The organism is Stappia sp. TSB10GB4 (assembly GCF_900185745.1).
GTDB lineage: Bacteria > Pseudomonadota > Alphaproteobacteria > Rhizobiales > Stappiaceae > Stappia.
The window spans coordinates 130,117-146,170 of sequence record NZ_FYAV01000036.1 but is presented as its reverse complement, the minus strand read 5'-3'; the positions used below and the strand labels follow the sequence as shown (position 1 = coordinate 146,170).

General features: G+C 72.3%; 21 protein-coding genes. 20 read left to right on the top strand and 1 reads right to left on the bottom strand.

Annotation, left to right across the window (positions count from 1 at the left end; genetic code table 11):
• The first annotated feature begins 728 nt into the window (after nt 1-728).
• From TSB10GB4_RS07005 to TSB10GB4_RS06960, 10 genes are all read left to right on the top strand, one after another.
• On the top strand, nt 729-890 hold the full coding sequence (locus TSB10GB4_RS07005; protein ID WP_186395137.1) for a hypothetical protein: 162 nt from the start codon (nt 729-731) through the stop codon (nt 888-890).
• On the top strand, nt 887-1,465 hold the full coding sequence (locus tag TSB10GB4_RS07000; RefSeq protein WP_244296525.1) for an HK97 family phage prohead protease: 579 nt from the start codon (nt 887-889) through the stop codon (nt 1,463-1,465). The genes TSB10GB4_RS07005 and TSB10GB4_RS07000 overlap by 4 nt, the downstream gene beginning before the upstream one ends.
• 74 nt (nt 1,466-1,539) lie before the next feature.
• Nucleotides 1,540-2,865, top strand: coding sequence for a phage major capsid protein (locus tag TSB10GB4_RS06995; protein ID WP_186395136.1), 1,326 nt, complete (start codon nt 1,540-1,542; stop codon nt 2,863-2,865).
• A 74-nt stretch (nt 2,866-2,939) separates the two neighbouring features.
• On the top strand, nt 2,940-3,509 hold the full coding sequence (locus tag TSB10GB4_RS06990) for a head-tail connector protein (RefSeq protein ID WP_186395135.1): 570 nt from the start codon (nt 2,940-2,942) through the stop codon (nt 3,507-3,509).
• Nucleotides 3,506-3,838: a head-tail adaptor protein gene (locus TSB10GB4_RS06985; protein ID WP_186389981.1), complete on the top strand. Its 333-nt coding sequence runs from the start codon at nt 3,506-3,508 to the stop codon at nt 3,836-3,838. The genes TSB10GB4_RS06990 and TSB10GB4_RS06985 overlap by 4 nt, the downstream gene beginning before the upstream one ends.
• Complete coding sequence (locus tag TSB10GB4_RS06980) at nt 3,835-4,245, top strand: DUF3168 domain-containing protein (RefSeq protein WP_186395134.1); 411 nt, start codon at nt 3,835-3,837, stop codon at nt 4,243-4,245. The genes TSB10GB4_RS06985 and TSB10GB4_RS06980 overlap by 4 nt, the downstream gene beginning before the upstream one ends.
• 36 nt (nt 4,246-4,281) lie before the next feature.
• Nucleotides 4,282-4,695 (top strand): phage major tail protein, TP901-1 family, encoded by a 414-nt coding sequence (locus TSB10GB4_RS06975; RefSeq protein ID WP_186389979.1) that lies wholly within the window; start codon nt 4,282-4,284, stop codon nt 4,693-4,695.
• Nucleotides 4,696-4,697: 2 nt separating this feature from the next.
• Nucleotides 4,698-5,057 (top strand): gene transfer agent family protein, encoded by a 360-nt coding sequence (locus TSB10GB4_RS06970; RefSeq protein WP_186395133.1) that lies wholly within the window; start codon nt 4,698-4,700, stop codon nt 5,055-5,057.
• Nucleotides 5,054-5,350 carry a rcc01693 family protein gene (locus TSB10GB4_RS06965; protein WP_371328868.1) on the top strand — a complete coding sequence of 99 codons (297 nt, stop codon included), beginning with the start codon at nt 5,054-5,056 and terminating at the stop codon, nt 5,348-5,350. The genes TSB10GB4_RS06970 and TSB10GB4_RS06965 overlap by 4 nt, the downstream gene beginning before the upstream one ends.
• Nucleotides 5,325-5,906: a phage tail tape measure protein gene (locus TSB10GB4_RS06960; RefSeq protein WP_186395132.1), complete on the top strand. Its 582-nt coding sequence runs from the start codon at nt 5,325-5,327 to the stop codon at nt 5,904-5,906. The genes TSB10GB4_RS06965 and TSB10GB4_RS06960 overlap by 26 nt, the downstream gene beginning before the upstream one ends.
• A 38-nt stretch (nt 5,907-5,944) precedes the next feature.
• On the opposite strand, the gene TSB10GB4_RS06955 is transcribed toward TSB10GB4_RS06960, so the two are convergent.
• Complete coding sequence (locus TSB10GB4_RS06955; protein WP_186395131.1) at nt 5,945-6,184, bottom strand: YdcH family protein; 240 nt, start codon at nt 6,182-6,184, stop codon at nt 5,945-5,947.
• Between the two features lie 117 nt (nt 6,185-6,301).
• Here TSB10GB4_RS06955 and TSB10GB4_RS06950 point away from each other — a divergent pair, with 117 nt between their 5' ends.
• The 10 genes from TSB10GB4_RS06950 to TSB10GB4_RS06905 all read left to right on the top strand — a co-directional run bounded on the left by TSB10GB4_RS06950 (nt 6,302) and on the right by TSB10GB4_RS06905 (nt 16,000).
• Nucleotides 6,302-6,958 carry a DUF2460 domain-containing protein gene (locus TSB10GB4_RS06950; RefSeq protein ID WP_186395130.1) on the top strand — a complete coding sequence of 219 codons (657 nt, stop codon included), beginning with the start codon at nt 6,302-6,304 and terminating at the stop codon, nt 6,956-6,958.
• Entirely contained in the window at nt 6,955-7,833 is an 879-nt protein-coding gene (locus TSB10GB4_RS06945; RefSeq protein ID WP_186395129.1) for a DUF2163 domain-containing protein, read from the top strand. Before TSB10GB4_RS06950 ends, TSB10GB4_RS06945 begins: the two co-directional genes overlap by 4 nt.
• Nucleotides 7,834-7,861: 28 nt before the next feature.
• On the top strand, nt 7,862-8,308 hold the full coding sequence (locus TSB10GB4_RS06940; RefSeq protein ID WP_186395128.1) for an NlpC/P60 family protein: 447 nt from the start codon (nt 7,862-7,864) through the stop codon (nt 8,306-8,308).
• The gene (locus tag TSB10GB4_RS06935) at nt 8,308-12,219 is read left to right on the top strand and encodes a glycoside hydrolase TIM-barrel-like domain-containing protein (RefSeq protein ID WP_186395127.1); all 3,912 of its coding nucleotides are present in this window, start codon (nt 8,308-8,310) and stop codon (nt 12,217-12,219) included. The genes TSB10GB4_RS06940 and TSB10GB4_RS06935 overlap by 1 nt, the downstream gene beginning before the upstream one ends.
• Nucleotides 12,220-12,244: 25 nt before the next feature.
• The gene (locus tag TSB10GB4_RS06930; RefSeq protein WP_186395126.1) at nt 12,245-12,850 is read left to right on the top strand and encodes a lysozyme; all 606 of its coding nucleotides are present in this window, start codon (nt 12,245-12,247) and stop codon (nt 12,848-12,850) included.
• 38 nt (nt 12,851-12,888) lie between these two features.
• Nucleotides 12,889-13,110: a hypothetical protein gene (locus TSB10GB4_RS06925; protein ID WP_186389970.1), complete on the top strand. Its 222-nt coding sequence runs from the start codon at nt 12,889-12,891 to the stop codon at nt 13,108-13,110.
• On the top strand, nt 13,107-13,511 hold the full coding sequence (locus TSB10GB4_RS06920; RefSeq protein WP_186389969.1) for a hypothetical protein: 405 nt from the start codon (nt 13,107-13,109) through the stop codon (nt 13,509-13,511). Before TSB10GB4_RS06925 ends, TSB10GB4_RS06920 begins: the two co-directional genes overlap by 4 nt.
• Before the next feature lie 72 nt (nt 13,512-13,583).
• Nucleotides 13,584-13,892 (top strand): PepSY domain-containing protein, encoded by a 309-nt coding sequence (locus tag TSB10GB4_RS06915; protein ID WP_208984533.1) that lies wholly within the window; start codon nt 13,584-13,586, stop codon nt 13,890-13,892.
• A 43-nt stretch (nt 13,893-13,935) separates the two neighbouring features.
• Nucleotides 13,936-14,601, top strand: coding sequence for a response regulator transcription factor (locus tag TSB10GB4_RS06910; protein WP_186389968.1), 666 nt, complete (start codon nt 13,936-13,938; stop codon nt 14,599-14,601).
• Nucleotides 14,594-16,000: an ATP-binding protein gene (locus TSB10GB4_RS06905; RefSeq protein ID WP_186395125.1), complete on the top strand. Its 1,407-nt coding sequence runs from the start codon at nt 14,594-14,596 to the stop codon at nt 15,998-16,000. The genes TSB10GB4_RS06910 and TSB10GB4_RS06905 overlap by 8 nt, the downstream gene beginning before the upstream one ends.
• Nucleotides 16,001-16,054 lie beyond the last annotated feature (54 nt).

Here is a 16,054-nt window from a genome sequence, read left to right as displayed (position 1 = left end):
CCACGCCGGCCGGGCTTGAGGGAGCGGCAAGCCGAGAGGGAGATGGAGCGTTCGATCGATCACGTGAGGCGGACACGCCGTGCGACCCGACCGGCCGTCGAGGCCGTGGTTCCGTTAGGCGCCGCCCCACGCGCAACCCATCTTGGGCCATGGCGGTTCACCATGCCGCCGAAACAGGCCGGACATACGAACCGCTGTCGATCCGGGCACTCCTCGACAAATCGCTTGCCCTCAGGGGGCCGTCCACATACGGGTCGCGCTTCGCTTGCCCGGAATGACGACCGAGGGGGCGGGACGAGGGGCGCCATGCCGGGCACTTACCTCTCGGCGTCTTCCCGGACGCAGGCGAAGCCGGAGATCCGGGATCGGGGAGGCACGGCGGCCGGGGTTCGTTCGTGAGTGCCTTCGTGAGGCCCTCGGCTCGCCGGTCCCGGGTCGCGGCTTCGCTTGCCCGGAATGACGACCGAGGGGGCGGAGCCGGGAGCACGACCGCAGGGGGCAGAGCCGGGATGACGGCTTTTGCAAGAGGTACGGTCTCGCATCCTCTCAGGAGGTCACCCCGGCCGCGCGCAAGCGCAGAGCCGGGGCCTATTGGCAGCCAGAGCGGTGGAGGCGTCGCCGGCCGCTCGCGTTTCGAACTCACCAAAAGGGAGATCCAGATCATGACGCACCGTGTCGGGGCGCGCGCGGGGGTGCGCGCGCCCGGTTCCCGGACATCAGGTTCCCAGATGCCCATTTCCCAGATGTCCGACTTCCAGATGTCCGGATGTGAGGCGATCCGCTGCGCGCCGCATGTGAAGCGGGCGCACCGGGCCGTGTTCGCCCGCTTCGTGCTGGTGCTGCGCGCTGCCGTCGGCCGGCGCGCGGTGAGCGCCGGGGCCCGCGCATGAGCCGGGCGCAGGCGGAAAGCCCGGCGAAGCGCGACGGCGCGGCGCTGGCGATGCGGGCGCTGGCGGCGGGGCGCTTCGGCCGCGACGGCGGCGGGGCGGAGCCGAAGGGCGGGCGGGCTCTCGTGCGGCCGACGCGGATTTCCGGCTATGCGAGCCTCTTCGGCACGCCGGACGATGCGCTCGACATGGTGATGCGCGGCGCGTTCCGCCGCAGCCTTGCCGAGCGCGGGGCGCAAGGCATCCGCTTCCTGTGGCAGCACGATCCGGCCCGGCCGATCGGCGTGTGGGACAGCGTCCGGGAAGACGCCCGCGGGCTCTATCTGACCGGCCGGCTGGTGACGGATACGCGCACGGGCCGCGATGCCGCCGCACTGGTGGCCGCCGGCGCGCTGGACGGACTCTCCATCGGCTTTCGCACCCGCTCCGCCCGCCGCGATCCGCAGAGCGGGCTGCGGCGGATCTTCGACATCGACCTGTGGGAGGTGTCACTCGTGACCTTCCCGCTGCACCCGATGGCCCGGCTCGATGCCGGGTCGAACGCCACGGGACGCGCGCAAGGCGCGCTCGACTCGTGAGGCGGCCGCAGGGCCGCCCGACCGGCGCTCCCGGCGCCGGACCTCTCAACCAGGGCAATGGAGTTTCGCAGATCATGACCAGCAGCAATCCTCGTCCGGCCGAGCAGCCGGCGCTGACGCGCCACGCCCCCGAGACGAAGGCGGTAACCGGACGCGGCGCCGCACCCGCCGCAGGCCCCGGACTGGAGCGCGAGCTCGACGACATGCGCGCCGCCTTCACCGCGTTTCGCGAGGTGAACGACGAGCGCCTGTCGGAGATCGAGCAGCGCGGCAGCGCTGACGTGCTGACCGGCGAGAAGCTCGCCCGCATCGAGGCGGAGATCGACCGCCAGCAGCAGCGCCTCGACGCGCTGGCGCTGAAGGCGGCCCGCCCGCCGCGCGAGGCCGAGGCCGCCGGCACCGGCAACAGGACCCGCGAGAGCGCGGCGACCGGCGAGCATCGCGGCGCCTTCCTCGCCTATATGCGCAAGGGTCAGGAGGAGGGCCTGCGCTCCCTCGAACAGAAGGCGCTGTCCATCGGCTCCGATCCCGACGGTGGCTATCTGGTGCCGGAGGAGACGGAAGCCGGCATCCTGCGCCGGATGACGGCGGTCTCGCCGATCCGCGCCATCGCCGGCTCGCGCCAGGTCTCGGCCAGCGTGTTCAAGAAGCCGTTTTCGATCTCCGGCCCGCAATCGGGCTGGGTGGCGGAGACGGCGGCGCGGCCCGAGACCGGCTCGCCGACGCTGGCCGAACTCGCCTTCCCGACGATGGAGCTCTACGCCATGCCGGCGGCGACGGCCTCGCTGCTCGACGATGCGGCGGTCGATGTCGACGCCTGGATCGCCGAGGAGGTGGAACTGGCCTTCGCCGAACAGGAGGGCGCGGCTTTCGTCGCCGGCAACGGCGTCAACCGGCCGCGCGGCTTCCTCGACTATCCGCGCGTTGTCGAGAGCGCCTGGAGCTGGGGCAATGTCGGCACGCTGCCGACCGGCGTCGATGCGGGTTTCCCGGCGAGCGATCCGGGCGACGTGCTGATCGACCTCGTCTATGCGCTGAAGGCCGGCTACCGCCAGAACGCCCGCTTCGTGATGAACCGGCGGACGCAGGGTGTGCTGCGCAAGATGAAGGACGGCGAGGGCAACTACCTGTGGCAGCCGCCGGCAAGCCTCGGCGCCCCGGCGACATTGATGAGCTTCCCGGTCACCGAGGCCGAGGACATGCCGGACATCGCCGCCGGCGCGCCGGCCATCGCCTTCGGCGACTTCCGCCGGGGCTATCTGGTGGTCGACCGGGCCGGGGTGCGCATCCTGCGCGATCCCTATTCGGCCAAGCCCTACGTGCTGTTCTACACGACCAAGCGCGTGGGCGGCGGCATGCAGGACTTCGACGCGATCAAGCTGCTGGTCTTCGCCGCGTAACGGCGGCGGCGGACGAGAGGCCGGGCGGGGCTCCCCCGCCCGGTCATGCGGAACGGACAGCGGATGGGGATGCGATGACCGCGATCGTGACGACGCCGCCGGCAGTGGAGCCGGTGACGCTGGAGGAGGCGCGCGCGCAGTTGCGCGTGACATCCGGCGAGGAGGACGCGCTGCTCGGCCGGCTGATCGCCGCCGCGCGGGCGCAGATCGAGCTGGCAACGCGGCGGGCGCTGATCGCGCAGGGCTGGCGGCTGTATCTCGATGCCTGGCCGCCGGGCCGGGTGGTGCGGCTGCCGGTCGCCCCGGTCGCCTCCGTCGAGGCGGTCACCGTCTATGACGGCGACGGGCTGCCGGTGACGCTGGACCAGGCCGACTATCGGCTGGAGGCGGCAACCAGCCCGCCGCGGCTGAAGGTGGCGACGAGCGCGACCTCCGGGATCACAGGCTTCAACGGCATCGAGATCGACTTCACCGCCGGATATGGCACGGATCCGGCCGCGGTGCCGGCGCCGCTGCGCCAGGCGGTGCTGCTGCTGGTCGCCCATTGGTTCGAGCACCGCGAGCCGGCGCCGGGTCCGGCTTCGCCCGGCCTGCCGCCGGCGGTCGCAAGCCTTGCCGGCAGCTACCGGATGGTGCGGCTGTGAACGGGCGAGCGGGAGCGGGCCCGCTCGACCGCGCGATGCGGCTGGAGCGGCCCGAGCGGATCGAGGCGGCGGATGGCGAGGCGGAGACGATCTTCACGGACACCGGCCTTGTCTTCGTGGCGCTGGCGCCGGCCAGCCTTGCCGAGCGGCAGGCGGGCGGGCGGCACGACGGCATCGCCACCCATGTGGCGCGGTTGCGCACCGGCACCGGCATCGCCGGCGGCTGGCGGCTGAGCGAGGGCGCGCGACGCTTCCGCGTGCTCGCCGTCGACGACACGGCACGGCGGAGCGGCTTTGTCGCCTGCCTCATCGAGGAGGAGGGACGATGAGCGCGCAAGCGGCCCTGCGGGCAGCGCTGGTGAAGGCCCTGCGGGCCGATGCAGAGCTCGTCGCGCTGACGGGCGGCGAGCGGGTGCATGACGGGGCCCCGCGCGGGGCCGTGCACCCTTTCATCGAACTCGGCGCCCTCGTCTCGCGGCCGCTGCTGTCGAGCGCGGAGGAGGGCGAGGAGCACGAGGCGGAAATCCTGGTGCATTCGCGAAAAGACGCGCGCGGCGAGGTCGCCGCGCTGATGGCGGCGGCCCGCGAGGCGGTGCTGGCCGGCGTCGAAGGATTTCTCGACGGGCACGTGCTGGTCAATGCCGGCGCGATCGACGAGCGCAGCGAGCGGCTGGCCGACGGACGCACCTGGCGCGGCCGGCTGCGGCTGCGGCTGGTGAGCGAGCCGGCGGAATAGAACGAGCGGAATAGAACGAGCGGAACGGAGGCGGACATGGCCGCACAGGCAGGCAGGAATCTTTTGCTGAAATGCGACGCGACGGGGAGCGGTGGCTTCGTCACCATGGCCGGGCTGAAGGCGCGGCGGATCGCGCTCAACGCCGGCAGCGTCGACATCACCGACGGCGACAGTTTCGGGCGCTGGCGCGAATTGCTGGCCGGCGCCGGCACCCGCTCGGCCAGCATCTCGGGCGGCGGCGTGTTCCGCGACAAGGCGGCGGACGAGACCGTGCGGACGATGTTCTTCGACGGGACGATCCGCGTCTGGCAGGTGGTGGTGCCGGACTTCGGCACGATCGCCGGGCCGTTCCAGGTGACGGCGCTCGACTATGCCGGCACCCATGACGGCGAGGTGACCTACGAGCTGGCGCTGGAATCGGCCGGCGAGATCAGCTTCACGGCGTCCTGACCATGGCGGGGGAGAGAAGCCTGACGGCGAACCGCCGCCGCGGCGAGGTGGCGGTACGGCTCGGCGGCAGAAACCGCCGCCTCGTGCTGACGCTCGGCGCGCTGGCGGAACTGGAGGCGGCCTATGGGGCCGAGGACCTGGCGGCGCTGACCGGGCGCTTCGCCGAGGCGCGGCTGTCGGCGCGCGACGTCATCCGCATCCTCGGTGCCGGCCTGCGCGGCGCCGGCGAAACGATCGACGACGAGGAGGTCGACCGGCTCGACCACGCCGACGGCATCACCGGGCTGGCGCTGCTGGCGGCGGAGCTGCTGCGGGCGACCTTTCTCGGCGGTGCCGGGGGCGATCCGCCGCCGGACCCTTGAGCGCCGCGCCCGCAGGGCCGCAAGCGGGCGCGGCGGAGATCCGTCCCTTTCCCTGGGACGCGGCGATGGGCCTGTGCATGGGCCGGCTCGGCTGGCCGCCGGAGAGCTTCTGGCGGGCGACGCCGCGCGAAGTGGCGGCGCTGCTGGCCGGGCTGAATGGCGGGCGCGCGAGCCAACAGGCGCCGCTGCGGCGCGCCGGACTGGACGCCTTGATGCGGCGCTTCCCCGATGCGGCGGACGGCAACACGGAACGGCAGGAGGGCGCGGATGAGCGCGGACGGACTGGAGCTTGAGGAGGCCGAGCGGCTGCGCACGGCGATGGAGGATGTGCGCTCCGCCTCGCGCGAGGCGGCCGGGGTGCTGTCGCGCGGGCTGCGCCAGGCGCTGGTCGACGGGCGCTCGCTGGAGCAGGTGCTGCGCTCGGCGGCGTTGTCGCTGTCGAACCGGGCCCTGAGCGCGGCGCTCGCCCCGGTGGAACAGGGGATAGCGAGCGGGATCTCCGGCCTTGCCGGACGGCTGTTCTCAGGACTGGCGTCGGGGTTTTCCGGCGGCGGCATCCTGCCCTTCGCCAAGGGCGGCGTCGTGGCGGCACCCGGCTATTTTCCGCTGCCGGGAGGCGGCGCGGGCGCGCTCGGGCTGATGGGCGAGGCGGGGGCGGAGGCGGTGCTGCCGCTGTCGCGCGATGCGAGCGGCCGGCTCGGCGTTGCCGCAGGCAGCGGCGGCGGACAGGCCATGCCGCAGATCGTCTTCAATGTGGAGGCAAGGGATGCGGAGAGCTTCGCCCGTTCGGAAGCGCAGATCGCAACAATGGTTGCCCGCGCCGTCGGACGGGGACGGCGCGGGCTTTAACGTCGGGCCCGAAGAGGAGGGGCTCAGGCACCGGCGTATCAGGTGGCGGCGAGCATCGCCGCGATTTCGTCCTTCAGATGAAGGCGCTGCTTCTTGAGCGTTTCCAGAACCTCGTCGGAGGCTGGCGTCACATCGGTCTCGACCCGGTGAATCTCCCTGTTGACCTCGTGATATTTCTCGGCGAGCCGCGCGAAGTGCCCGTTGGACGTCTTCAACTCGTGCAACGCCGCAGTCTTGTCCGGGAATTCCTCATGCAACTCGTGGGGAACATGACCCATGTTCGGTAGATCTCCTGTGACGCGAAGAGACTGCCCCGCCGCGGCGGAGCGGACCTTGAGGAAGATCAAATTCGACGCGTTTTGTTTCGCCTCATCGAAAAAAGCTGGAGGGCCGCGATGACGCCCGGATTCATCGAGGAGCGGTTCCCGCTCGGCGTCGCCTTCGGCGCCAGCGGCGGGCCGCAATGGCGCACGGAGGTGGTGACGCTCGCCTCCGGCGCCGAGATGCGCAATGCCCGCTGGGCCGGGTCGCGGCGGCGCTATGACGCCGGCACGGGCGTGCGCTCGCTCGCCGACCTGCAGGAGGTCGCCGGCTTCTTCGAGCGGATGCGCGGGCGGCTGACCGGCTTCCGCTTCCGCGATCCCTTCGACAACCTGTCGGCGGCGAGCGGCAACACGGTCGGCCCGCTCGACTGCCGGATCGGCACGGGTGACGGGACGCGGGTAGAGTTTGCGCTTGCCAAGACCTATGGGACCGGCGCGGGCGCGGCGCTGCGGCGGATCGAAAAGCCGGTCGCCGGCTCCGTGCGGATCGCTGTTGCCGGCACGGAACTCGCCGAGGGGATGGGCTTTGCCTGCGACCCGGTGAGCGGGTTGGTGACGCTTACCGCGGCGCCGGCAGCGGGGGCGATCGTCACCGCCGGTTTCCGCTTCGACGTACCGGTGCGCTTCGACACCGACCGGCTGGAGCTGAGCCTCACCCATTTCGAGGCCGGGCGCGTGCCGACGATCCCGCTCGTGGAAATAACCCCGGAGGGGGGAGAGGCGCCATGAGGACGGTTCCGCCGGGGCTGGCGGCGCGCGCGGGCGCGCAGGCAACGACGCTCGCCACCTGCTGGCGGCTGACGCGGGCCGACGGCATCGTGCTCGGCTTCACCGACCACGACCGGGTGCTGACATTCGAGGGGACGCAGTTCCGCCCCGAGCTCGGCTTCGAGGCGAGCGCCACGGACATGGCCCCGGATTTTGCTGCCGGCACCAGCGAGGCCGCCGGCATCCTCGCCTCCGACCGGATCGCCGAAGCGGACCTTGCCGCCGGATTGTGGGACGGCGGGCGGGTCGAGATCTTCCTGGTCGACTGGCAGGCGCCGGAGCACCGCATGCTGCTGCGCCGCGCCGTCATCGGCGAGGTGACGCGGGCGGGCAATGCGTTCCGCGCCGAGCTGCGCGGGCTGGCGCATCTGCTCGACATCCCGCAGGGGCGGGTGTTCTCGCATCTGTGCGATGCCGATCTCGGCGATGGGCGCTGCCGGCTGGATCTCATCGCCGGCGGCTTTCGGCTGGAGGGCACGGTGGCGGCGGGGTCGACCGCCGGGCGGATCAAGGTGGAGGGCATCGCCGGGCCGCCGCGCGACTGGTTCGCCGGCGGGCGGATCGAGTTTGGCGGGCTGGTCGGCGAGGTGGTCTCCGACCGGGTGGAGGAGGGCGTGCGGATCGTCGAGCTGATGACGCCGCTCGTCCAGCAAGTGGCCGAGGGCACGCCCGCGCGGCTCACCGCCGGCTGCGACAAGCGCTTCGCCAGTTGCCGCGAGAAATTCGCCAACGCGCTCAACTTCCAGGGCTTTCCGCATATGCCGGGCTCCGAGCGGGTGCTGGCCTATCCGAGCCGCGGGGCGGCGGAGAACGACGGCGGCGCGCTGGTGCGCTGAAAGACTTCACGATCACGGGAGGCAGGCGATGGTTCTGCGAAGCGACATCCTTGGCGAGGCGCGGCGCTGGATCGGCACGCCCTATCGCCATCAGGGAAGCTGCCGGGGCGCGGGCTGCGATTGCCTCGGCCTGGTGCGCGGGGTGTGGCGGGCGATCCACGGCACGGAGCCGGAGGCGCCGCCCCCCTATAGCCGCGACTGGGCCGAGGCGGATGCGCGCGAGACGCTGCTCGCCGCCGCGCGCCGGCACATGCAGGAACGCAGTCTCGACGAGGCGCTGCCCGGCGACGTGCTGCTGTTCCGCTGGCGCGACGGGGCGCCGGTGAAGCATGCGGGCTTCCTCTCCAGCGATCTGTCGGGCGCAGGGCCTGCGATGATCCACGCCTATGAGGGCCTGTCGGTCTCCGAAAGCCCCCTGGTGCCGGCCTGGCGGCGGCGGATCGCCGCCGTCTTCGCCTTTCCGGAGGCGCGCTGATGGCAACGCTCGTTCTGGCGGCCGCCGGCAAGGCGCTGGGCGCCGCCTTTCTCGGCAGCACCGGCGCGATCCTCGGCCAGGCGGCCGGCGCGCTGGCCGGCCATGCGCTCGACCAGCGGCTGTTCGGCCAGACCCGCACCATCGAGGGGCGGCGGCTGTCGGATCTCTCGGTGCAGTCCTCGGCGGAAGGCGCGCCGCTGCCGCTGGTCTATGGCCGGGTGCGGCTCGCCGGGCAGGTGATCTGGGCGACCCGCTTCGAGGAGGAGGTGCGCGAGGAAACCAGCGGCGGCAAGGGCGGCGGCGGAGGCGGCACGCGGGTGCGCAGCTACCGCTATCACGCAAGCTTCGCCGTGGCGCTGTGCCAGGGGGCGATCTCGCATGTCGGGGCGATCTGGGCGGACGGCAAGCCGCTGGAACTGACCGGCGTCACCTGGCGGCTCTACAAGGGCGAGGCGGGCCAGCCGCCCGACCCGCTGATCGCGGCGCTGCAGGAGGCAACGCCCGCCTATCGCGGCACCGCCTATGCGGTGTTCGAGCGGCTGCCGCTGGAGGAGTTCGGCGACCGGTTGCCGCAACTGACCTTCGAGGTGGTGCGCGCTGTCGAGCCGCTGGAGGAGATGGTGCGGGCGGTGACGATCATCCCCGGCGCAGGCGAATTCGTCTACGAGCCGGCGGAAGTGACCTGGACCGTGCGGCCGGGCGTCTCCGAACGCGCCAACCGCCACGTCTCCCATGCGCCGAGCAACTGGACCGCCTCGCTCGACGAGCTGCAGGCGCTCTGCCCGAACCTGGAACAGGTGGCGCTGGTGACGGCGTGGTTCGGCGACGACCTGCGCGCCGGCCACTGCACGCTGCGCCCCAAGGTGGAAACGCGCGGCCGCCAGACGCGCGGCGCGACATGGGCGGTCGCCGGCCTCTCCGGCGCGGTGGCCGAGGAGGTGAGCCGGCACGAGGGCCTGCCCGCCTATGGCGGCACGCCGTCGGATGCGAGCGTCGTGCGGGCGATCCGCGACCTGAAGGCGCGCGGGCTGAAGGTCGCGCTCTATCCCTTCCTGCTGATGGACGTGCCGCCCGGCAATGCTCTCCCCGACCCTTACGGCGGGGCGGAACAGGCGCCGCATCCCTGGCGCGGGCGCATCACCGGCGCGCTGGCGCCCGGCCTTGACGGCTCGCCGGATGGAACCGCGGCGGCGGGCGCCGAGATCGCCGCCTTTGCCGGCACGGCGCATGCGGGACAGTTCGCGCCGTCGGGCGACGGGGTGAGCTATCTCGGCCCCAACGAGTGGAGCTATCGCCGCTTCGTGCTGCATCACGCCGCGCTCGCCAAAGCGGCCGGCGGGGTCGATGCCTTCCTGATCGGCTCGGAAATGCGCGGCCTGACGCGGCTTTGCGACGCGCCGGGGAGCTTCCCCTTCGTCGAGGTGCTGCGCCAGTTGGCCGGGCAGGCGCGCGCACTTCTCCCCGAGGCGGCGATCACCTATGCGGCCGACTGGAGCGAATATGGTGCGTACCAGCGGCAGGGCGGCGAGCTGCGCTTTCCGCTCGATCCGCTCTGGGCCGATCCGCAGGTCGATGCGGTCGGCATCGACGCGTATTTTCCGCTGGCCGACCAGCGCGAGGATGGCGACCCGGACGGCAATGGCGACCCTTACGACATCGCAGCGCTGGCCGGCGCGGTGGCGGGCGGCGAGGATCACGACTGGTATTATGCGAGCGAGGCGGACCGGCGCGCCGGGCAGCGCTCACTTATCAGCGACGGGGCGTACGGCAAGCCCTGGGTGTACCGCGCCAAGGACCTGAAGGGTTGGTGGTCGAACCCGCATGTGGAGCGGGTCGGCGGGGCGGAGGTCGGGACGCCGACGGCCTGGGTGCCGCGGTCCAAGCCGATCTGGCTGACGGAACTGGGCGTGCCGGCGATCAGCCGCGGCGCCAACCAGCCGAATGTCTTCTTCGACGCGAAATCCTCCGAATCCGCCTGGCCGCGCTTTTCCGACGGCGGCCGCGACGACCTGATCCAGCGCCGGGCGCTGGAGGCGGTGATCGGCCACTGGTCGGGCTGGCATCCGGAGTTCGGCCCCGGCGACAACCCGGTCTCGCCGATCTATGGCGGGCCGATGGTCGATCCGGCGCGCATTCATCTGTGGGCCTGGGACGCGCGGCCGTTTCCGGCCTTTCCGACGGCGACGGACCTGTGGGCCGACGGCACCAACTGGCGCGCCGGCCACTGGCTGAACGGCCGGCTCGGTGGGCTGTCGCTGGCCGGGCTGGTGCGGGCGATCGCCGCCGACTTTGGCCTTCCGCCGGATCTGATCCGGCTCAGTGGCCTGACAGGCACGCTGGACGGGATCGCGCTGGCCGGGCCGGTGGCGCCGCGCGACGTGCTGGCGCCGCTGATCGAGGCGCATGGCGCGATAGCGGTCGACCGGGGCGAGGCGCTGGCGCTGCTGCCGGCCTGGTCGCCGGCCATCACCGAACTGGATGCGGGCGCGATCCTCGCCGGTGACGGCGACCGGCCGGCGCTGTCCTTGCGGCGCGGCGAGATGGCCGAGCTGCCGGCGGAGGTGCGGATCGCCGCGCGCGATGCGACCCGCGAGCACCGGCGCTTCGTCGTCTCCTCGCGGCGGATCGAGGGGCATGGCGCGCGGGTGGAGGAGCTGGATCTCGGCGCGACCCTCGACCCGGCGCTGGCGGCGGGGCTTGCCGACCGGCTGCTGCTGCGGCGCTGGAACGAACGCGAGGAGGCGCGGCTGGCGCTGCCGCCGGGGCGGCTGGAACCGGAGCCCGGCGACGTGGTGCGGCTTCTGGCCGATCCGCTGCTGGGGCGCGAGGAGGCGCTCGACATCCGCATCGACGGCGTGGAGGAGGCGGACGGACGGCGCCTGACCGGACGGGTGGTGCGCCGGCCGCCGCCGAGCGCTGCCCGCGCCATCGGCGGCGAGGCGCGTCCGCGCAGCATCACCGCGACGGCCGGCGGGGTGGAGGCGGTGATCCTCGACCTGCCGCCGCTGCCCGGCGACAGCGCGCCGCAGGCGCCGCGCCTTGCGGTGTTCGGCGCGCCCTGGCCGGGGGCGGTCGACGTCTATCGCTGGCGCGACGGGTTGCCGCCCGTCCGTCACGCAAGGGCTGAGAGTCCGGCGTTGATCGGCACGCTGGTGAACGAGTTGCCGCCGGGACCTGTGGCGGTGTGGGACCGGGGCAGCCGGCCGGTGGTGGAGATTTCCGGCGGCACCCTGTCCTCGGCGAGCGAGGAGGCGGTGCTGTCCGGCGCCAATGCGCTGGCGGTGCTGGGCGGGGCCGGCGGGCTGGAGGTGCTGCAATTCGCCGGTAGCGAACTGGTCGGCCCGCGCCGCTACCGCCTCTCCATGCTCTTGCGCGGCCAGCAGGGCACGGAAGACGCGGCCCGCGCCCCGACGCCGGCCGGCAGCCGGGTGGTGCTGATCGACGACGCGCTGCTGCCGCTGCCGCTGACCCTCGACGAGATCGGCATCGGCTTCTTCTACGCGGCGCTGCCGGCCGGGCATGCGCTCGACAGCCTCGCCCGCATCGATCTTGCCCATACGGCGACGGCGCGCGGGCTGATGCCTTTCGCGCCGGTGCATGGCCGCGCGCGGCGCCTTGCCGGCGGCGAGGTGCGGTTCGAGTGGATCCGCCGCACGCGCATCGGCGGCGACGGCTGGCGCGAGGGCGACGTGCCGCTGAGCGAGGAGCGCGAGGAGTATCTCGCCGAACTGCTGGATGCGGGTGGTATCGCCCGCTGGTCGGCGAGCGTGACAAGCCCGCTGGCAACCCTGACGGCGGCGCAGGAGACGGCCGCCTTCGGCGGGCCGCAGACGCTGTTCCGTTTAAGGGTGCGGCAGGTCTCGGCGAGCGTCGGCCCGGGGCTCGCAGGCCTCTTCGAACTCCATCCCTGATTTCATCCACGCAAGGGAGAGACCCATGAAGGTGAGCGAACGGGGCCTGGCCTTTGTCGCCAGGCACGAGGGATTTGTCGCGGGCGCGTACCGCGATCCGGTCGGGGTGCTGACCATCGGCTATGGCTTCACCATGGGGAGCCGGCTGTTCGCCGAGAGCTGGCGCAAGGCGCATGGCCGCGCGCTCGCGCCCGGCGACCGGATCTCGCGCGCCGAGGCCGACCGCCTGCTGCGGCGGCTGATCGACGAGGAATACGGGCGCGAGGTGACGAAGGCGCTCGGCACGCTGCCGCAGCACCGGCACGACGCGGCCTGCTCGGTCGCCTACAATCTGGGGTCGCGGGCGCTGCACTGGCGCTGGGCCACCGCGCTCAAGGCCGGCGACGTCAAAGGCGCGGCCGGCATCCTCGGCGCCAATTACAACACCGCCGGCGGGCGCAAGCTCGCCGGGCTGGTGCGCCGCCGCCAGGAAGAGGCGCGGCTGCTGCTGACCGGCGATTATGGCGACGGCAAGGGCAGCGGCGTTGCGTCCCCGGCCGCGCCCGGTGGTGTCCCGCAGACCGGCGGCAGCCTGTTCGCCCGCCTCGCAGGCCTGGTGCTGGCACTGCTCGACCGGCTGCGCCGGAGCTGATCCCTTTCATCCCCAAACTTTGCGAAAAGGAGACCGCCATGCGCGGCTGGAGAACCCTTGCCCTCAATCTTGCCACCGGCCTTGCGGTGATCGCCGCCGAGATGGCGGGCTTTCTCGCCGGGATCGACTGGGCGGCCGCGCTCGGCCCGCGCGAGGCGCTGTGGCTGGTGGTGGCCGTCAACCTCGCCAATATCGCGCTGCGCCACGTGACGCGCGGGCCGGCCGGCTGGTGCGACCGGAACAGGGAGGGCGGCCGATGAGCGCGCTGCTCGCCCTTCTCGCCGGGCCGCTGCTCAAGGCGCTGGTCGGACTGATGGAGCGGCGCCTGTCGGCGAAGGAGCGGGAGGGGGAGCTGGCCGCGGAACTGGCGGTGGAGGAGATCCGCGCCGAGATGCAGGCACGCGCCGAGGCGCGCAAGGTGCTGATCGCCGAACAGGGCCATCTCCTGTCCGCCGGGCGGATCGGCCGGCTGCTGTTCGTGCTGCCGCTCGGTGTGTGGTGGGCGGCGGTGATCGCCGATTCGATCTTCCGCTTCTCCTGGAACGTGGCGGCGCTGCCGGCGCCGCTGGATGAGTGGGCCGGCGGCATCGTGCTGTCGCTGTTCCTGGTCGACGGGGCGCAAGGGGTGGCGCGCAGCCTGCGCGGCGGCAGGGGCGGCTGAGCGGCGTTTTTCGTGCAGCTCCTGCACCTTGCGTTCATGTGCTATTCAGGCGAACCCCGCTATGGAAGACGCATGGTCAGGCAGCTACATATTCGCAAGGTCCCGCGTCGCGTCGCATTGGCGCTGGCGGTGACGCTTGCCCTCCTTGTTCCCGCGACGGCGCAGGCTGAGTGCCTGAGCCAGCGCGAGGCGCGACAGGCCGTGGAAGCCGGCGAGGCGCGCCCGCTCGGCAGCGTCGCCGGCAGTGCCGGCGGCGAGATCGTCCGCGCCGAACTGTGCCGGCAGGGCGGGCAGCTCGTCTATGTGCTGTCGGTGCTTCTTGCCGATCAGCGGGTGCAGGAGCGGGTCATCGACGCCCGCTCGGGACAGGTGCTGCGCTGAAGCGGCGCGCGGACATCAATCGCGGTAAGGAACAGGCCCGACCATGAGACTGCTCGTTGTGGAAGACGACAAGGACCTCAACCGCCAACTCGTCGAGGCGCTGGGCGAGGCGGGCTATGTGGTCGACACCGCCTTCGACGGCGAGGAGGGCCATTTCCTCGGCGACACGGAACCCTATGACGCGGTGGTGCTGGATCTCGGCCTGCCGGTGCTCGACGGGCTGTCGGTGCTGGAGCGCTGGCGCCGCGACGGGCGCGCCATGCCGGTGCTGATCCTCACTGCCCGCGACCGCTGGTCGGACAAGGTGGCCGGCATCGACGCGGGCGCCGACGACTATGTCGCCAAGCCGTTCCACATGGAGGAGGTGGTGGCGCGACTGCGCGCGCTGCTGCGCCGCGCGGCCGGCCATGCCAGCAACGAGATCAGCGTCGGTCCCTTCCGCCTCGACATCCGCGCCGGCAAGGTGACCAAGGACGGGGCGACGATCAAGCTGACCTCGCACGAGTTCCGCCTGATCTCCTACCTGATGCATCACAAGGGCCGCGTGGTCTCGCGCACCGAGCTGATCGAACATCTCTACGACCAGGATTTCGACCGCGATTCCAACACGATCGAGGTGTTCGTCGGGCGGCTGCGCAAGAAGCTCGACAGCGACCTGATCGAGACGGTGCGCGGCCTCGGCTACCGGATCGGCGAGCCGGATGCCTGACGTCGAACCGCAGGCGGAGCAGCCCGCCGCCGGACGGCGCCGCCGCCAGCGCTCGATCGCCACCCGGCTGATCCTGGTGGCGGCCCTGTGGTCGCTGGCGGCGCTGCTGGTGACCGGCTTCGTGCTCGTCGCCATGTACCGGGAGGCGAGCGAGCGGGAGTTCGACGCGCGTCTCGACGTCTATCTCAAGGCAATCATCGGCGAGATGGCCGCCGGAACGCCGAGCGAGCCGGCCGAGCCGGGCAATCTTGGCGACCCGCGCTTCGACCTGCCGGCCTCGGGCTGGTACTGGCTGGTGATGCGGGCGGAGACCGGTGAGGTGCTGTTCTCCTCCATGTCGCTGCTGGGCGACCGGCTGCAACTGGAGGCGCCGCCGCCCGGCGAGGTGCTGCGCTCGCTCGTTGTCGGCCCGCGCTCGGCGCAGTTGCGCGTGCTGCAGCGGACCATCATCTTCGGCGAGGCCGCCGCCTATCGCATCGCGGTCGCCGGCGAGACGGCGGAACTGCGCGAGCGCGAAACCGACTTCGCCGGCCAGGTGGCCCTGACGCTGCTGGTGCTGGGGATCGGCCTTGTCGGGGCGATCTTCCTGCAGGTCCGCGTCGGCCTGCGGCCGCTGGCGACGCTGAGCGCCTCGCTGGCGGCGGTGCGGCGGGGCGATGCCCAGACCGTCGACGAGAACCTGCCGCCGGAACTGAAGCCGCTGGCGGTGGAACTGAACGCCCTGGTGCGCTCCAACCGCGAGGTGGTGGAGCGCGCCCGCACCCATGTCGGCAATCTCGCCCACGCGCTGAAGACGCCGCTCAGCGTCATCCTCAACGAGGTGCGCGGCCAGCAGGCGCCCTTCGCCGGCAAGGTGGCCGAACAGGCCGAGGTGATGCGCGCGCAGGTCAACCACCATCTGGAGCGTGCCCGCATGGCGGCGCAGCGCCGGGTGATCGGCGTCTCCTGCGACGTGGAGCCGGTGCTCGCGCGCCTGATCCGGGCGATGACGCGCATCCACCGGGATCGCGGCATCGACATCTCCCTCGACATCAGGACGCGGCTGCGCTTTCGCGGCGAGGAGCAGGACCTGGAGGAGATGACCGGCAACCTCATCGACAATGCCTGCAAGTGGGCGACCTCGCGGGTGCGGGTGAGCGTTGCCGCCAGCGGCAAGGGCGAGGGCGCGGAGCGGATCGTCCTCACCATCGCCGATGACGGGCCGGGCCTGGGCGAGAGCGAGATGGCCGAGGCGCTGAAGCGCGGCCGCCGCCTCGACGAGACGGTGCCGGGCACCGGCCTCGGCCTGTCGATCGTCGTCGATCTGGCGGCCCTTTACGGAGGCGACCTGGCGCTGGCCCGCGACCGCGGGCAGGGCGGCGGCGGCCTGTCGGCGCGGCTGACGCTGCCGGCGATCTGAGGGTGGCGGGACGGTGTTCGAGGGTCTTGAACGGACGCAGTTCGGCCACAAATA

What these genes read in the sequence shown, in the direction of transcription:
- TSB10GB4_RS07005 (WP_186395137.1), top strand. Translation starts at nt 729, where the DNA reads ATGCCCATTTCCCAGATGTCCGACTTCCAGATGTCCGGATGTGAGGCG.
- TSB10GB4_RS07000 (WP_244296525.1), top strand. Translation starts at nt 887, where the DNA reads ATGAGCCGGGCGCAGGCGGAAAGCCCGGCGAAGCGCGACGGCGCGGCG.
- TSB10GB4_RS06995 (WP_186395136.1), top strand. Translation starts at nt 1,540, where the DNA reads ATGACCAGCAGCAATCCTCGTCCGGCCGAGCAGCCGGCGCTGACGCGC.
- TSB10GB4_RS06990 (WP_186395135.1), top strand. Translation starts at nt 2,940, where the DNA reads ATGACCGCGATCGTGACGACGCCGCCGGCAGTGGAGCCGGTGACGCTG.
- TSB10GB4_RS06980 (WP_186395134.1), top strand. Translation starts at nt 3,835, where the DNA reads ATGAGCGCGCAAGCGGCCCTGCGGGCAGCGCTGGTGAAGGCCCTGCGG.
- TSB10GB4_RS06975 (WP_186389979.1), top strand. Translation starts at nt 4,282, where the DNA reads ATGGCCGCACAGGCAGGCAGGAATCTTTTGCTGAAATGCGACGCGACG.
- TSB10GB4_RS06970 (WP_186395133.1), top strand. Translation starts at nt 4,698, where the DNA reads ATGGCGGGGGAGAGAAGCCTGACGGCGAACCGCCGCCGCGGCGAGGTG.
- TSB10GB4_RS06960 (WP_186395132.1), top strand. Translation starts at nt 5,325, where the DNA reads ATGAGCGCGGACGGACTGGAGCTTGAGGAGGCCGAGCGGCTGCGCACG.
- TSB10GB4_RS06955 (WP_186395131.1), bottom strand. Translation starts at nt 6,184, where the DNA reads ATGGGTCATGTTCCCCACGAGTTGCATGAGGAATTCCCGGACAAGACT.
- TSB10GB4_RS06950 (WP_186395130.1), top strand. Translation starts at nt 6,302, where the DNA reads ATGACGCCCGGATTCATCGAGGAGCGGTTCCCGCTCGGCGTCGCCTTC.
- TSB10GB4_RS06945 (WP_186395129.1), top strand. Translation starts at nt 6,955, where the DNA reads ATGAGGACGGTTCCGCCGGGGCTGGCGGCGCGCGCGGGCGCGCAGGCA.
- TSB10GB4_RS06940 (WP_186395128.1), top strand. Translation starts at nt 7,862, where the DNA reads ATGGTTCTGCGAAGCGACATCCTTGGCGAGGCGCGGCGCTGGATCGGC.
- TSB10GB4_RS06935 (WP_186395127.1), top strand. Translation starts at nt 8,308, where the DNA reads ATGGCAACGCTCGTTCTGGCGGCCGCCGGCAAGGCGCTGGGCGCCGCC.
- TSB10GB4_RS06930 (WP_186395126.1), top strand. Translation starts at nt 12,245, where the DNA reads ATGAAGGTGAGCGAACGGGGCCTGGCCTTTGTCGCCAGGCACGAGGGA.
- TSB10GB4_RS06925 (WP_186389970.1), top strand. Translation starts at nt 12,889, where the DNA reads ATGCGCGGCTGGAGAACCCTTGCCCTCAATCTTGCCACCGGCCTTGCG.
- TSB10GB4_RS06920 (WP_186389969.1), top strand. Translation starts at nt 13,107, where the DNA reads ATGAGCGCGCTGCTCGCCCTTCTCGCCGGGCCGCTGCTCAAGGCGCTG.
- TSB10GB4_RS06915 (WP_208984533.1), top strand. Translation starts at nt 13,584, where the DNA reads ATGGTCAGGCAGCTACATATTCGCAAGGTCCCGCGTCGCGTCGCATTG.
- TSB10GB4_RS06910 (WP_186389968.1), top strand. Translation starts at nt 13,936, where the DNA reads ATGAGACTGCTCGTTGTGGAAGACGACAAGGACCTCAACCGCCAACTC.
- TSB10GB4_RS06905 (WP_186395125.1), top strand. Translation starts at nt 14,594, where the DNA reads ATGCCTGACGTCGAACCGCAGGCGGAGCAGCCCGCCGCCGGACGGCGC.